The sequence below is a fragment of the Pseudomonas guariconensis genome, assembly GCF_900102675.1.
Classification (GTDB): domain Bacteria; phylum Pseudomonadota; class Gammaproteobacteria; order Pseudomonadales; family Pseudomonadaceae; genus Aquipseudomonas; species Aquipseudomonas guariconensis.
Window position 1 is genome coordinate 132,116 of record NZ_FMYX01000010.1, and the last position, 16,798, is coordinate 148,913.

Here is a 16,798-nt window from a genome sequence, read left to right on the forward strand (position 1 = left end):
GGATTAAGAACCGATTATGAATGATTAACGAGACGGCTGTACCCGCCCATTGCCAGTCGAACCTCGGGCGGCACTTGCAGAATGGCAGCAAAACGACACCGGTTAACTTTGGGTTAATCAGCCAAGGCCAGCATGGCCAGATTCACAGTACTGCCAAGGCGAAGACATGCGCGTTCTCCTGCTCTTCCTGACATTTCTGCTGGCCGGCCCGCTGCAGGCCAACCCGTTCGAGACCAAGCCTGACTTCCTGCCGGTCAACCAGGCTTTCGTCCTGACCCATGACCGCCAGGCAGACGGCCAGATGCGCCTGAACTTCCAGATCAAGGACGGCTATTACCTTTACCAAAAGCGTCTGAAGTTCGACGGCCTCGCGCCTGAACAACAGCCACAGCTCCCTCCCGCCGAAAACCACCATGATGAGTTCTTCGGTGACAGCGCGGTCTACCGCCACCAACTCCAATTGCTGATACCCGCCAATGCCCAGGGCCAATTGCGCCTGGGCTGGCAAGGCTGCGCCGATGCAGGCTTGTGCTACCCGCCTCAAACCACCGCCATCGACCTGGGTGGCCAGGCGGTGCCGGCTTCGGATCAAGCCACTGACCAGGCCCTGGCCAGCGACCTGCAACAGGCCAGCCTGGCGTGGAGCCTGCTGGCGTTCTTCGGCCTTGGCCTGCTGCTGGCCTTCACGCCCTGTTCGCTGCCGATGCTGCCGATCCTCGCCGGGCTGGTCCTGGGCAATGGCGCCAGCGCCCGCCGTGGCTGGCTGCTGGCGGGGGTCTATGTACTGAGCATGGCGCTGGTCTATGCCGGCCTCGGCGTGGTGGCCGCCCTGCTCGGCGCCAGCCTGCAGGCGTGGCTGCAACAACCCTGGTTGCTGGGCAGCCTGGCAGCGTTGTTCGTGATGCTCGCCCTGCCGATGTTCGGCGCCTTCGAACTGCAACTGCCTGCCGCCCTGCGCGATCGCCTGGACCGGGCCGGCCAAGGCACCCGTGGTGGCAATGTGTATGGCGCAGCCCTGCTCGGCGCGCTCTCCGGTCTGCTCATGGGGCCCTGCATGACCGCACCGCTGGCCGGCGCATTGCTGTACATCGCCCAGAGCGGCGACGTGCTGCAAGGGGCGTTGGTGCTGTTCAGCCTCGGGCTGGGCATGGGCGTCCCTCTGCTGTTGCTGGTCACCCTCGGTAACCGCTACCTGCCCCGCCCCGGCGCCTGGATGAACCTGGTCAAGGGGCTGTTCGGTTTCGTCTTCCTGGCCATGGCCCTGTACACCTTGCGCAGCCTGCTGCCGGCCCCGTTGCTGCTGGCCCTGGGTGGCGCCTGGTTGATCGCCCTGGCCTGGGCCGCCTGGCCGGCCCTGCACCGTTTGCCGGCCCTGCGCGCGATCCCCTTGCTGGGTGCGCTCTGGGGCGGGCTGTTGCTGGTCGGCGCGGCCGCTGGCGGCGACGATCTGTGGCAACCCTTGCAGCCCTTTGCCGGCAGCGGCGTGCAAAGCGCGGCCAAGGCCGAGGACGCCTTCGTCACTGTCAGCCAGCCCCAGGATCTGCAACGCGAACTGGACGCTGCCAAGGCGCGTGGCCAGTGGGTCATGCTGGACTACTATGCCGACTGGTGCGTGTCGTGCAAGGTGATGGAGAAACAGGTATTCGCCCGGCCCGATGTGCTTGCCGACCTCGCCAGCGTGCACCTGGTGCGCCTGGACGTCACCGCCGACACGCCCGCCAGCCGCGAGTTGCTGCAACGCTACCAGGTGCCAGGCCCGCCCAGCCTGATCTGGATCGGTCCGGAAGGCGACGAGCGCCGAGCCCGGCGCATCACCGGTGAAGTGGATGCCGCAGCCTTCAAGCAACACTGGGCACAGACCAGGAGCCAAGGCTGATGCTGACTGTGACCCTGGGGCCACTGACCATGGCCCTCAACCACCTGCTACTGCTCGCGGCCCTGGCCGTGGCCAGTGTCGTGGGCTGGTGGGTGGCCCGGCGCGGCGGTGAAAGCCCCGAGTCGGCGCTGTTCAACCTGTTCCTGCTGGGGCTGCTGTGTGCCCGCGCAGGTTTCGTCCTGGCGTACTGGCCGATGTTCCGCGACGATCCGCTGCAGGCGATCGACATTCGCGACGGCGGTTTCCTGCTGTGGGCCGGCCTGATCGGCATCGTCATCGGCGCGCTGTGGCAGGGCCGGCGACATCCGGGCCTGCGTCGGCCACTGGGCTGGGCGCTGCTGAGCGGTGCGGTGTTCTGGATCCTTGCCAGCCTCGGCAGCCATCTCTACAGCAAAGGCACCGAGTTGCCGACATTGAGCCTGCGCAATGCCGGCGGCCAATCGGTGGCACTGCACGATTACCGAGGCAAGCCGCTGGTGATCAACCTCTGGGCCACCTGGTGCCCACCGTGCCGTCGGGAAATGCCTGTGCTGCAACAGGCCCAGGACGAGTACCCGCACGTGACGTTCCTGTTCGTGAACCAAGGCGAGACGCCGGAGAACGTCAGCACCTTCCTGGCCACTACCGGCTTGAGCCTGACCCACGTGCTGTTCGACGGTAGCGGTCAGCTGGCCCAGCAGGTGGGCTCCATGGCCCTGCCCACCACCTTGTTCTACACCGCCGAAGGGCGCTTGATCGGCAGTCACCTGGGCGAGTTGTCCCGGGCCAGTCTGCACCGCGCCCTGGAACCTTTCGAGCAGGCCAACCTGCCCGCCTCCGCCGCACAAGGAAATTGACATGCGATTGAATGCCCTCCTGCCCCTTGCCCTCATGGCTTTCACGGCCCCCGCACTGCAGGCTGAAGAGTTGCCCAAGGCCATCGAGCAACTGCAAGCCAAGGGCGCCGAAATCAAAGGCACCTTCGATGCGCCTAATGGCCTCAAAGGCTATGCCGCTGCCTACCAGAACAACGGCATCGCCCTGTACCTCACCCCCGATGGCAAGCACGTGCTGGTGGGCAGCCTGTTCGACGAACAAGGCAAGGACCTCAGCGCCGAGCCGCTGGAAAAACTCGTGTATGCCCCGATGAGCAAAGCGATCTGGGCGAAGATGGAAAAAACCGCCTGGATCGCTGACGGCAGGGACGACGCACCGCGCAAGGTGTACCTGTTCAGCGATCCCAACTGCCCGTACTGCAACATGTTCTGGGAGCAGGCGCGGCCTTGGGTGGAATCGGGCAAGGTGCAACTGCGCCACATCATGGTCGGCATCATCCGCGAGGACAGCCCGGGCAAGTCAGCGGCGCTGTTGGCTGCCAAGGACCCGGCCAAAGCGCTGCAACAGCATGAGAAAGCCGGCAAGGCGAGCACCCTCAAGCCGCTGGAGACCATCCCCGAGGCGGTGCGTCAAAAGCTGGAGGCCAACATGGCCTTGATGGAAGAGATGGGCTTGGCAGCGACCCCGGCGATCTTCTACCAGAATGACAAAGGCCAGTTACAGAGCCAGCAAGGCGCGCCGCGGCCCGAGATGCTCGGGCAGATTCTGGGCAAGCGCTGAACAGTAGCCTGCCCAGCCCCCTGATGCGCGGGTAAAACCGCCCCCGCAGGCACCGTGGTTGTGAGAACACCGCAGTGTCTGCCAGAGCGGGCTTCCCGCGAAGGGGCGCAACGCGGCCCCTACACCTCAAAGCGCCTCCAACTCCGCCATCAGGTCACTGAGCCGGTCGACCTTGCCCTCATCCAGCGCGCTGCCCTCCAGCGCTCGCACGTATTCGGCCAATGCCTCCACCGTGTTGCACTCGAACATCGCCCGCAGCGGCACATTCAGTTGCAACTGTTGTTGCACACGCGAGGCGATCTGGGTTGCCAACAATGAATGCCCGCCCAACTCGAAGAAGTTGTCGTGCACCCCCACGCGCTCGACCTTGAGCACATCGGCCCAGATCCCCGCTAGCTTGTGCTCCAGCTCGTCGCGGGGCGCCAGGTAGTCCTGGCTGTGCTGCGCGCCGATGTCGATCGCAGGCAGGGCCTTGCGGTCGAGCTTGCCGTTGGCGTTGTGGGGCAGGTTCGCCAGCCAGGCCCAGTGCAGCGGCACCATGTATTCCGGCAACTCGGCGCGCAGACGCGACTTGAGCTGCTCCAACAGCACGGCATCGGCCGCCACGCCCTGATGCGCCACCAGATAGCCGACCAAGTGCTTGCCGTTGATGCCTTCCTGTACGCCCACCGCCGCATCGCGAATCTCGACCTGCTCATGCAGACGGGCTTCGATCTCACCCAGCTCGATGCGGTAGCCGCGGATCTTCACCTGGTGGTCGATCCGGCCCACGTACTCGAGCACACCATCGACCCGGCGCCGTGCCAAGTCGCCCGTGCGGTACAGACGCTCGCCTGGGGCACCGTAGGGGTGAGGGATGAAAGCCAGCGCAGTGCGCAGCGGGTCCCCCACATAGCCACGCCCCACGCCGGTACCGGCCACGCACAACTCGCCCACCGCTCCCAAGGGCACCAGCGCCTCGGTCTCGTCGAGCAAGTACAGTCGGTTGTTATCGGTCGGCGTGCCAATCGGCAGGTAGCTGCCGCGGGTAGATGCAGCATCGACCCGGAAGAACGCCACATCGTCCGAGCACTCCGCCGGGCCATAGGCGTTGACCAGCCCGATGTGCGGATAGCGTTGCAACCATTGGGCGGCCAGCTCCGGAGGCATGGCCTCACCGGTTGGCAGCATCCAGCGCAGGCCCTCGAGTGCCCGCTGCTCGCTGGCGAGCATGCCCTGGATCAGCGAAGGCACACTCTCGAGCACCGTGATGCCAGTGGCCTGCACGTGCGCCAGCAGGCCTTGTGGGTCGTGGGCGATGGCGTTCGGCACGATCTGCACCCGGGCGCCGAACAAGGGCGCTGCGAGGAACTGCCACACCGAAATATCGAAGCTCTGGGACGCGGTCTGGGCGATCACGTCGTGCTCGTCCAACTCCAGGTACGGCACCTTGCTCAACTGGTTGTTGAGCATGCCGCGTTGCTCGACCATCACCCCCTTGGGCAGGCCGGTGGAGCCGGAGGTATAGATCACGTAGGCCAGGTTGTTGGGCGCGCTGTAGATGCCTGGGTTGTGACTGGCCATGGCACTGGCTTGCACCTGCTCCCATACCAGCAGCGTCGGCCTGGCGACCCCGGAGATCTCGTCGAGCAACTGACGCGCCTGCTCGGCGCAGGCCGCCGTGCACACCAGCACCGGCGTGCGGCTGAGTTCGACGATGCGCTGCAGGCGCGCAGGCGGCAGGCCCGGGTCCAGCGGCAGATAACCACCGCCGGCCTTGAAGCAACCGACGATCATGCCCAGCAGCGGCAGACCACGCTCGGCGAGCAGCGCCACCGGCTGATCGACGGCCACGCCCGCGGCGATCAAGGCATGGCCCAGGCGGTTGGCCACAAGGTTCAGCCCGGCGTAATCGCAGGACGCGTCCAGGCAGCGAGCGACCGTGCGCTCAGGGTGCGCGGCGACCCGCGCCTCGAACAGCTCGACATAGCTCTGCTCCAGCGCATAGGCGTGTTCGGTGCGGTTGCAGTCTTCCAGCAGGAAGCGTTGCTCGGCTTCGCCAAGCAACGGCAGTTCGGCCACATCACCGTCAAAGCCGTCTACAAGCGCCAGCAGCAGGCGCTTGAACTCGGCCAACAAGCGCTCGACGGTGGCGAAGTCGAAGTAACGCTGGTCGAACGACAGGTGCAGGCCCAAGTCGTCGCCCGGGTAGCACACCGCCGTGAGCGGGAAGTTGGTGTGGGTACGGCCCGAATCGGAGCTGGCGTTCAATTGCTGGGCATGGTCCAGCACGGCGGTTTCCACCGGGGCGTTCTCGAACACGAACAGGCTGTCGAACAGTGGCTGGCCCTTGGGCAGTTCGCTGCACTCCTGGATCGCTACCAGCGGCAGGTACTCGTACTCGCGCAGTTCCATATTGCGCTCAAGCAGGCTTTGCAACCATTGCCCCACGCGCTGACGCTGGCCCGGCTCGGGCAGTCGCACACGCAGGGCAATACTGTTGATGAACAGGCCGACAGTGCGCTGCATCTGCGGCAGGCTGACCGGGCGGCCGGCCACGGTGACGCCGAAGACCACGTCGCGCTCGCCGCTGTAGCGGGCCAGCACCAGCGCCCAGGCCGCCTGGGCGAAGGTGTTGATGGTCAACTGATGGGCCTGGGCCAGCTCGCGCAGTCGCACGCCGTCGCGCACGTCCAGGCGGGTGTAGCAGTCGCCGACGATCATGCCGTTGCCCGCATGGTCATGGCGCAGCGGCCGGTCGCTAGGGATGGCCGTGGCGCGCTCGAAGCCTGCCAGGTTGCGCTGCCACCACTGGCGCGCCTCACCCAGGTCCTGGCGTTGCAGCCAGCCGATGTAGTCGCGGTAGCGCGGCGGCACCGGCAACTGAGCGGCGCGCCCCTCGCCCAGGGCCTGGTAGAGCGCGAAGAAATCGTTCATCAGCAACGAACGGCACCAGGCATCGATGAGGATGTGGTGGTTGCTCATCATGAACCAGTAGCGGTCGTCAGCAACCTGTACCAGCCGCAGGTGGAAAGGAGCCTCGCGCAGCAGGTCGAAGCCGGCTTCGCGCTCCTGCTTGTGCAGCGCTTGCAGGCGCGCCTCCTGGGCCGCGTCGTCAAGACCGCGCCAGTCTTGGTAGTCCAGCGGCGTCTTGCCTGGTTTGTGGATGATCTGCAGCATCGCTTCGCCGGCGTTCCAACTGAACGATGCTCGCAGGGCCTCGTGGCGCGCCACCACGGCCTGCCAGGCCTGGGCGAAGCGCTCGTGATCCAGGGCGCTGTGGATGCGGTAGCGGTCTTGCATGTAATAGATGCCTGTGCCCGGTTCCAGCAAGGTGTGCAGCAGCAGGCCTTCCTGCATGGGCGTGAGCGGGTAGACATCCTCGATCTGCGCTGCCGGTACCGGCAAAGCGTCGATCTGCGCCTGGGTCAGGCGAGCCAGCGGGAAATCCGAAGGCGTGAAACTGCCGGTGCCGTCGGCCAGGCAATGGCCGACCAGGGCCAGCAGCTCCTGGCGATAGGCCTCGGCCAACGCGGCGATGGTCGCCTCGTCATAGCGCTCGGTGCTGAAGGTCCAACGCAGTTGCAGGGCACCGCCATACACCTGGCCATCGACGCTGAGCCAATTGGGCAGCGGCGCATCCAGGTCATGGGCCAGGCCTGCCGGCGCATCCAGCGGCTGGAACAGCGCGGCACTGTCGAACTGCTGGTCGAATTGACCCAGGTAATTGAAGGTGATGCGCGCCTGGGGCAAGGCGGCCATGGCTTCGCGCCCGGTGGTGTCGGCCAGGTAGCGCAGCACACCATATCCCAGCCCCTTGTGCGGCACCTGGCGCAGTTGTTCCTTGATGCCCTTGATGGCCGCGGCGACGTCCTGTTCGGTGTCGCCCAGTTGCGGCGTCAGGCACAGCGGATAGGCATTGGTGAACCAGCCGACGCTGCGGGTCAGGTCCATGTCCTCGAACAGGCCGTCACGACCATGGCCTTCCAGTTGCACCAGTACCTGGCTGTCACCGCTCCAGCGGCACAGGGTGCGCGCCAGGGCGGTGAGCAGCAAGTCATTGACCTGGGTCCGGTAGGCCGCAGGTGCCTGTTGCAGCAACTGGCGGGTCTGCTCCTCGTCCAGGCCGATGGCCAAGGTACGGGCATGGCGGTGCAGGTTGCCGCCCTGGGGATGATCGCAGGGCAGTTCGCGATGGGCAGTACCGAGCTGATCCTGCCACCAGCCAAGCTCGTCACGCAGCGAGTCGCTGCCGGCATAGCTGACCAGGCGCGCGGCCCAGTCAGCCATGGCGTGGGTCTTGGCCGCCAGTGGCTGGCCGCGGTAGAGCGCCTGCAGGTCCTCGAGCAACACGCGCCAGGACACACCGTCCACCACCAGGTGATGGATCGCCAGCAGCAAGCGCTGGGCGCCCTGCCCGTCGGTCACCAGCAGCGCACGCAGCAATGGGCCTTCGGCAAGGTCCAGGCTGCGCTGTACATCGGTGTACAGTGCCTGGCAATTCTCGAAATCCGCCACGGTGGCGACCCACAGTAATTGCTGGCCAGGCGATTGGACGTACTCGGCCTGCCAATGCCCGTTGGCCTGGGTAAAGCGCAGGCGCAGGCTGTCGTGATGCGCCACCAGCGCCGCCAGGGCATGCTCCAGCGCCTGAGTCTGCAACGGCTGACGGACCTCCAGCAGCACGGCCTGATTCCAGTGTTGAGGGTGAACGATCTCGCTGTCGAAGAACCATCGCTGGATTGGCGTCAGGGCGCTGCTGCCCTGCCGAGCGCCCTGCTCGATGCCGCTTTGCGCCTCGCTACGGCTGACCACGGCGGCGAGCGCCTGGACAGTCTGGTGTTGGAACAGATCGCGCGGGGTGAACTGCAAGCCCAGCTGGCGAGCGCGACTGACCACCTGAATCGACAAAATCGAGTCGCCCCCCAATTCGAAGAAGTTGTCCTGCACACCGATGCGGGCAACGTTGAGCACCTCTTGCCAGACCTGCGCCAGTTGCTGCTCCAGTTCGTTGGCCGGCGCCTGATAGTGCTGGCGTGCCTGCTCGATGTCCGGCGCCGGCAAGGCGCGGCGATCGAGCTTGCCGTTGCCCATCAGCGGCAGGCTGCTCAGCAGCACCAGGTGCGCAGGCACCATGTAATCCGGCAGGTGCTGCCGGGCATGGGCCTTGACCGCCTCGCGCAGGGCCGCCTGGGTGTCGGCGTCAGCACTGGCCTGTGGGCAGACCAGATAGCCCACCAATTGCTTGCCCCCCGGCAGGTCCAGGGCGACGACCACGGCTTCATCGACAGCGGCATGGGCCTGCAGCTGGCTTTCGATCTCGCCCAGTTCGATACGGAAACCACGGATTTTCACCTGCTGATCGGCACGCCCCACATACTCGACCAGACCATCGGCGCGCAGGCGTACCAAATCCCCTGTGCGGTACAGACGACCGCCCTCCTGACTGAACGGGTCGGCGACGAAGCGCTCAGCCGACAGCCCCGGACGATCGTGATACCCCTGGGCAAGACCGGCGCCCCCAATGTACAGCTCACCGATGCCGCCCTGAGGCAGTAACGCCAGGTCATCATCCAGAACGTAAGCCGTGCGCGCCCCGATCACCCGGCCGATCGGCACGCTGCCCGCATCCGCCGGCAACTGCTGCGGCGCAAGGCAGGCCAGCGGCATGACCACGGTTTCAGTCGGCCCGTAGGCGTTGAAGAACTGCTGTGGCAGGAATGCCTGGCGGATTCGCTGCAGATGCTCCCCGGTCAATGCTTCGCCCCCGGTGATCACCAGGCGCACCGGCAACTGCTCGTGCTGCCCGAGCAGGTACTGGGCCAACTGGCTACCGTAACTGGGGGTAAAGCCCAGGATGCTCACCTGCTGCGCGCGCACCAGCTGGCAGATCTCTTCGGCACCCCACTGGCCCTGGCCACGCAGCACCACCCGAGCGCCGCACAACAGCGGCGCCAGCAGGCGCTCAGTGGCGGCGTCGAAGTTGATCGAATAGAAGTGCAACTCGCAGTCGTCGCTGCGCATGCCGAAGGCCGCGATCACCGCCTGGCAATGCATGGCGATTTCGCCATGACTGACCACCACACCCTTTGGCTGGCCGGTGGAGCCTGAGGTGTAGATCAGGTAGGCCTGATGCTGCGGCAGGTTGAGGTTGTCCAGTGGCGCATCGCTGTAATGCGCAAGCGACGCGGCATCGTCTTCCAGGCACCATTGGGCCACGCCTTCAGGCAGCCCCCCTATGGCATCGAACAGAGCACGCTGCCCGAGCAGCAGGCCGAGTCGGCTGTCCTCGATCATGTAGCGCAAGCGGTCGAGGGGATACTCCGGGTCCAGCGGCACATAGGCACCGCCGGCCTTGAGGATGGCAAGCAAGCCCACGACCATTTCCAGCGAACGCTCCAGGGCAAGGCCCACCCGCACCTGCGGCCCGACGCCACGTTCACGCAGGGCGCGGGCCAGGCGGTTGGCCTGCTGGTCCAGTTCAGCGTAGGTCAGGTGCTGGCCGGCGAAGGTCAGCGCCCGGGCCTGAGGGCTGCGCGAAGCCTGCAAGGCGAACAGGCCATGCAGGGTCTGGTCGAGCTCGAGGCCTTGCTCACCCTGCAACTGGCCGACCAGCGCGTGCTGCTCAGCGTTGCTGAGCATCGGCAGCTCGCACAGGCGCGAGCCCGGGGCATCGATCAGGCCGACCAACAATTGCTGCCAGTGCTCAGCCATGCGGGCGATGCGCGGCTCGTCGAACAGGTCACGGCTGTAGGTCAGGCAGCAGCCCAGGCGACCGTCCAGGTCAGTCACCTCCAGGTAAAGGTCGAATTTGGTCGCACTGGCGTCGTTGACCAGGTAATCCACGCTCATGCCCGCCAGTTCGCGGCTTTGCTGGAAGGCCCAGCGCTGGACATTGCACATCACCTGGAACAACGGGTTGTAGGCGCTACTGCGCGGGGGCTGCAAGGCCTCCACCAGCTGGTCGAACGGCAGGTCCTGGTGCGACTGGCCATCGATCACGGTGCGACGGACCTGTTCGAGCAATTGGCTGCCGGTCATTTGCCCATCGAGCTCGCAACGCAGCACCTGGGTGTTGAGGAAGGCGCCAATCAGCCCTTCGCTTTCCGGGCGGATACGGTTGGCCATCGGCGCGCCGATGCGCAGGTCGCGCTGACCGCTATGGCGGTGCAGCAAGGCGGCCAGGGTGGCGGTCATGGTCATGAACAAGGTCAAGCCATGCTGGCTGTTGAAGGCATGCACACGTTCGACCAGCGCGGGGTCGAGGTCGAAGCGGTACAGCTCGCCACGATGGCTCTGTACGGCCGGACGCGGACGGTCCGAAGGCAGCGCCAGCACCGGATGCTCGTGACCCAGGCGGGCTTTCCAGTAGGCCAGTTGGCGGGCTGCTTCTCCGCTTTCGAGCCACTGGCGCTGCCAGACGCTGTAATCGAGGTACTGCACCGGCAGCGGCGCCAGGGGCGACTCGCGCTCATCGACGAAGGCCTCGTACAGCTCGCCCAGCTCACGGGCGAAGATGTCCATGGCCCAGCCTTCGGTGACAATGTGGTGCAGGGTCAGCACGAAGTAGTGTTCGCGCTCACCGGTCTTGACCAGGCAGGCGCGCAGCAACGGGCCGCGCGCCAGGTCGAACGGCAGGTGCGCCTGCTCATCGGCCAGTAGCTGCAAGCGCTGCTGGCGATCTTCGCCCTGGAGCGCGGAAAAATCATGCCACTGCACACGCAGCGGGCTGTCTTCGGCCACGCACTGATATGGCACGCCGTCGATCTCAGGGAAGGTCGTGCGCAGGGTCTCATGGCGCACGACCAGGGCCTGCAAGGCCCGTTCGAAGGCATCCACATGCAACACGCCGCGCAGGCGCGCCATACCGCCGACGTTGTAGGCCGGGCTCTCCGGCGCCATCTGCCACAACACCCACATGCGCTGCTGCGAATACGACAGCGGCACTGCCTGGCGCCGATCGACCCGCTCGATGACGCCTTGCCGGTTGTGCCCGCCGTCGGCCTGAATGCGCTCGATCTCGGCGCAGAAGGCGCCCAGTTCGCTGGCCTCGAACAAGGCCTTGAGCGGCAGCTCGACGTCGAGCGCCTGGCGGGTACGCGAGACGATCTGGGTGGCGAGCAGCGAGTGGCCACCGAGGGCGAAGAAGTCATCCAGAAGACCGACCCGCGGCAGATTCAGCACCTCACGCCAGATCGCCGCCACCTGTTTCTGCACAGCGCTTTGCGGCTCGACATGACCGCGTTGCTGCCAGACCGGTGCCGGCAGTGCCTTGCGATCAACCTTGCCGCTCGGCCCCAGGGGCATCTGTGCCAGGTGAATCAGTTGCGCCGGCACCATGTAGGTCGGCAGGCGCTCGCCCAAGGCTGCGAGCAGCGCCTCGGACTGTTCGACACCGCTGTAGTAGCCGACCAGCTGCGCACCGACGGCATCGGGGTGGACCAGCACCAAGGCCTGGTCGACGCCCGGCTCGGCCAACAGGCAGGCCTGGACCTCCTGGGGCTCGACACGAAATCCTCGCACCTTGACCTGTTGATCGAGGCGGCCGAGGTATTCCAAGGCTTGCTGCGGCACCAGCCAGCGGGCACGGTCGCCGCTGCGGTACAGGCGCTCGCCGTTGCCATCGGGCTGGGGCACGAAGCGTTCGGCGGTCAGCCCAGGACGGCCCAGGTAACCACGGGCCAGTCCCGCGCCGCCCAGGCACAACTCGCCCGGTACGCCCGGCGCGGTCAGTTCCAGCTCGTCATCCAGCACTCGGCACAGCACGTTGCCCAGCGGCCGGCCGATCGGCGAGCGTTCGCCATCCTGCGTCTGGCAATGCCAGTGGGTGACGTTGATGGCGGTCTCGGTCGGGCCATAGCGGTTGTGCAACTGCACCTGCGGCAAGACTTGCAGCACGCGGTCACGCAGGTGCGCCGACAGCGCCTCGCCGCCGGAGAACACCCGGCGCAGGCTGGTACAGCTCGCCGCCAGCGGCTCCTGGACAAACACCTGCAGCAACGGCGGGACGAAATGCAGCGTGGTCACGCCATGGGCCTGCACCAGCTCGGCGATACGCCGCGGGTCGCGGTGCTCGCCAGGGCCGGCCAGTACCAGCGTGCACCCCTGGATCAACGGCCAGAAGCACTCCCACACCGATACGTCGAAGCTGATCGGTGCCTTCTGCATCAGCACGTCGCTGTCGTCCAGCGCGTAGGTGCCCTGCATCCATTGCAAGCGCTCAGCCAACGCGGCATGGGTGTTGCCCACGCCCTTGGGCTGGCCGGTGGAGCCTGAGGTGTAGATCACATAGGCCAGGTTGTCGCCGTCCAGGTGCAGGCCTGGGGCATGGCTCGGCCAGCTGTCCAAATGCAGCTGGTCCAAAGCGATGGCACTGACGCCCTGGACCTGCGGCAGGCGTTCGAGCGTGGCGCTGTGGCTGAGCAGCAGTGCGGCGCCACAGTCGCTGAGCATGTAAGCCAGGCGCTCGGCTGGGTAGTCGACATCCAGCGGCACATAGGCGCCACCGGCCTTGAGGATGGCCAACAGACCGATCATCAACTGTGGCGAGCGTTCCAGGGCGATGGCCACGCGGGTGTCCGGGCCGACGCCCTTGTCACGCAGGTAGTGGGCCAGGCGATTGGCCTGCTGGTGCAGGCTGGCGTAGTCGAGACTGCCACCTTCCCACACCAGCGCCGTACGCTCCGGTGTGCGTTGGCCCTGGTCGGTCAGTTGCTCGACCACCAGGCGCTGGGCGCTCGGCCCAGGCGCCTGCCCCCAAGCCAGCAGTTGCGCATGGCCTGCGTCGTCGAGCAAGCGCACCTCGCCCAGCACGCGCTGCGGGCAGGCGCAGACTTGCTCGAGCAGGGTCAGCAGGTGCCTGGCCAGACGTTCGATGGTATCGGCCTCGAACAGCTCGGCGGCATAGTCGAACGCCAGACTCAAACGCCCCTGGTGATCCTGCTCGCTGTGCAATTGCAGGTCGAACTTGGCCTCGCGGCTATGCCAGGGCAATTCTTCGGCGAGCAGACCAGGCAGGCGGCGCAGCGCCGAAAGATCACGCTGCTGATGATTGAACATCACCTGGAACAGCCCCTGCTCGCGGGCATCTGGCAGCGCCTCGAGCAATTGCTCGAACGGCAAGTCCTGGTTGGCCTGGGCCAGCAGTGTGGCCTGGCGCACCTGGGCCAGTAACTGATTGAACGGCAGGCGGCCATGGAGTTCGGCGCGCAGCACTTGGGTGTTGATGAAAAAGCCCACCATGCCCTGGGTTTCCAGGCGCGGGCGGTTGGCGTTGGGCACACCGACGCGGATATCGCCCTGACCGGTGTACCGGTGCAACAGGCCTTGCCAGGCGGCCAGCAGGACCATGAACAGGCTAGCCTGCTGCTCGCGGGCCAACGTGTCCAGGGCAGTGGCCAGCGTGGCGGGCACCTTCACGCTCAGACGCGCGGCGCGATGGGTGCGCTCAGTGGCGCGCGGATGGTCGGTGTACAGGTCGAGCACCGGCAATTCATCGCCCAGTTGCGCCTTCCAGTGGTTCAACTGCCGCTCACCTTCGCCGCCGGCCAACCATTGGCGCTGCCAATGACCATAGTCGGCGTAGCCCAGCGGCAGGGGCGCCAGGTTGGCCTGAAGGCCTTGGCAATGGGCGGCGTACAGCTTGGCGAATTCGTCGAGCAGGATGTTCAACGACCAGCCATCGGCAACGATGTGGTGCAGGGTTACCCAGAGCTGGTGGTCCTCATCGCCCAGGCGCGCCAGCGTGACGCGCAGCAGCGGTCCTTGGGTGAGGTCGAACGGCTGCCGCGCCTCGGCCTCGCGACAGGCCAGGACCTGCTCGGCGTCCGCCCCTTGCAGATCCGTGCGGTGCAGCTCGAAGGTCGCCTCGGGCAAGACCTGCTGCATGGCCTGGCCGTCGACCTCGCAAAAATGCGTACGCAAGGACTCGTGACGTGCCACCAGCGCCTGGAAGCTCGCCTGCAGCGCCGACTCGTCCAACTCACCCCGCAGGTGCAAACCGGCAGGGATGTTATAGGCCGCCGACTCCGGCGCCAGCTGCCACAGTAGCCACAGACGGTTCTGCGCCAGCGATTGCGGCAGAGCCTTGCCACGCCCCAGAGCATCGATGGCCGCGGACGCGGTGCCACCTTCGGCCAGGTTCGCTGCCACCGCAGCGCTGTAATCGGCCAGGGTCGGCGACTCGAACAGCGTGCTCAGGCTCAGGCCGACACCCAGTGCGTCCGCCAGGCGAGCGGTCGCCTGGGTGGCGGCGATGGAGTTGCCGCCCAGCAGCAGGAAATGATCGTCCGGTGCCACCGTTTCGACCTTGAGCACTTCGCGCCAGATGGCCGCAATACGCTCCTGCAGCTCACCACCTATCGCCTGCGCAGCCACAGGCGCTTCGACAGTCGGAAAACGTGCATAGCAGTCCAGGCTGCCATCGGCCATGCGCAGGCGGCAGGCCGAGCGCTGGAGCTTGCCACTGGAGGTCTTGGGCAAGGCGCCGGGGTTGAGCAGCAGTACCACCGCAGGTGCCTGGCGGCAGGCATCGGCAATGACCTGGCGCACAGTACGGATCAGGTCCTGAGGTTTGATGACCTTCTGCACGTTGCGGCTGATCTCCACCGCCACGCCGATACCCTCTTCCCCCTGGTCGTCCACGGCGAATACCGCGACACGGCCTTTACGCAGCCCTTCGACCTCGCGTTCAAGGGTCTTTTCCAGGTCCTGTGGGTAGAGGTTCTGGCCCCGAACGATGAGCATGTCTTTCAGGCGCCCAGTGACGAACACCTCGCCATCACGCATGAAGCCCAGGTCCCCGGTGCGCAGCCAGGTCTGGCCGTCCTGCTCGACAAAGGTGCGTGCGGTGGCCTCTGGGTTGCGCCAATAGCCCTGCGCGATGCTCGGCCCTGCAGCCCACACTTCGCCGATGCGGTTATCGCCCAACACCGCCAGGCGCTGCGGGTCGACGATGCGCACGGCGTGGCCGGGCTGCGGATAGCCACAGCTCATCAGTACACTGCCCTGGCCAGGTTCGGCGCGATTGGCGGCGAGCGCCTCGGCGTCCAGGGCCATGGCAGCGATGCCCTGGCCCCGGCGGCTACCGCTGACGAACAGCGTCGCCTCGGCCAGGCCGTAGCTGGCAAAGAAGCTGCTCGCCTCGAATCCACATGCACTGAACTTGTCCGCGAAGGTCTGCAGGCTGTCCTGGCGAATCGGCTCGGACCCTGAATACGCCACCCGCCAACGGCTCAGGTCCAGGCCAGCCAGGGCCGCCTCGCTGACCCGCTCGCTACACAGGCGGTAGGCGAAATCCGGACCACCGCTGATGGTGCCGCCGTAGTCGCTGATCGCCTGCAGCCAGCGCTGTGGCCGGGCAAGGAAATAGCCCGGCGACATCAGCACGCAGGGCACGCCGCTGAAGATCGGTTGCAAGAGCCCGCCGATCAGGCCCATGTCGTGGTACAGCGGCAACCAGCTGACGATCACGTCGTCCGGGTTCAGGTCGATGCCAAAGCCCTGACGGATCAGTTGCTCGTTGGCCACCAGGTTGCCATGGCTGACCTGCACGCCCTTGGGCAAGGCAGTCGAGCCGGAGGTGTATTGCAAGAAGGCAATGTGCTCACCGGTCAGCACCGGCTCGCGCCAGTCGGCCGCCAGCGCCGGGTCCAGACAGTCCACGGCCAGCAGGCCAGGGGCGCCCTGCTGCGCCAGGGCATCGAGGCCCTGCAAGCTGTCGCGCAAGGCGTCGACGGTGAGCAGCAGGCGCGGCTGGGCATCGTCGATGATCGATAGCAGACGCTCCTGGTGATGGCGCCGCGAAGATTCCGGCGGATACGCCGGCACGGCAATGACCCCGGCGTACAGGCACCCGAAGAACGCCGCCACGTAGTCCGGGCCACTGGGAAACAGCAGTACCGCCCGGTCGCCAAAATCGGTACGCGCCTGCAGCGCCGCGGCAATGGCCCTCGCTCGCAGATCCAGCTCCTGATAGCTGAGCACGGCCTGCTCGCTGGGATCATCGGCCAGAAAGCGCAAGGCGATCCGGTCGGGGGTCCGCGTGGCGCGCTGCGCCAGGGCGTGGACCAACGAGAGCGGGAGTTCGAAGGCGTCCATCATGGGGAGTTCCTGCCAGTGTCTGGATAAGTCGTGCCGACGCTGCGCCGCGAGACAGGCGCAAAGCGTTCGACAGCCGGATGTACACAGGGGAACGGATGGGCGGGGCAAATAATTAAACCGCTTGGCAGCGGCAGACAAAGCAGACGAGAGGCGAAAGGGGCCGATTTCAACGGTCGAGGCTTAGAACGCAACCGTCACGCTACTAATTACTTTTCGCATTTGACAATCATTATCATTGTGAATAAT

4 protein-coding genes are annotated in these 16,798 nt (G+C 66.1%); 3 read left to right on the forward strand and 1 reads right to left on the reverse strand.

Going from position 1 to position 16,798, the window contains the following annotated elements; translation table 11 throughout:
* Positions 1-166: 166 nt before the first annotated feature.
* Genes dsbD through dsbG form a run of 3 tightly spaced genes read left to right on the forward strand, consistent with a single transcriptional unit; the run spans position 167 to position 3,472 of the window.
* Positions 167-1,876: a protein-disulfide reductase DsbD gene (gene dsbD / locus BLS27_RS17250; RefSeq protein WP_043212324.1), complete on the forward strand. Its 1,710-nt coding sequence runs from the start codon at positions 167-169 to the stop codon at positions 1,874-1,876.
* Entirely contained in the window at positions 1,876-2,712 is an 837-nt protein-coding gene (locus BLS27_RS17255) for a TlpA disulfide reductase family protein (RefSeq protein WP_043212321.1), read from the forward strand. The genes dsbD and BLS27_RS17255 overlap by 1 nt, the downstream gene beginning before the upstream one ends.
* A 1-nt stretch (position 2,713) precedes the next feature.
* A complete protein-coding gene (dsbG, locus tag BLS27_RS17260) occupies positions 2,714-3,472 on the forward strand; it encodes a thiol:disulfide interchange protein DsbG (protein WP_090345943.1) in 759 nt (252 codons plus the stop codon).
* Positions 3,473-3,598: 126 nt separating this feature from the next.
* On the opposite strand, the gene BLS27_RS17265 is transcribed toward dsbG, so the two are convergent.
* Entirely contained in the window at positions 3,599-16,552 is a 12,954-nt protein-coding gene (locus BLS27_RS17265; protein WP_090345944.1) for a non-ribosomal peptide synthetase, read from the reverse strand.
* Positions 16,553-16,798: the final 246 nt, after the last annotated feature.

Excerpts from the sequence above, each read along its gene's own strand:
- BLS27_RS17255 (WP_043212321.1), top strand. The coding sequence starts at position 1,876 with ATGCTGACTGTGACCCTGGGGCCACTGACCATGGCCCTCAACCACCTG.
- dsbG (WP_090345943.1), top strand. The coding sequence starts at position 2,714 with ATGCGATTGAATGCCCTCCTGCCCCTTGCCCTCATGGCTTTCACGGCC.
- BLS27_RS17265 (WP_090345944.1), bottom strand. The coding sequence starts at position 16,552 with ATGATGGACGCCTTCGAACTCCCGCTCTCGTTGGTCCACGCCCTGGCG.
- dsbD (WP_043212324.1), top strand. The coding sequence starts at position 167 with ATGCGCGTTCTCCTGCTCTTCCTGACATTTCTGCTGGCCGGCCCGCTG.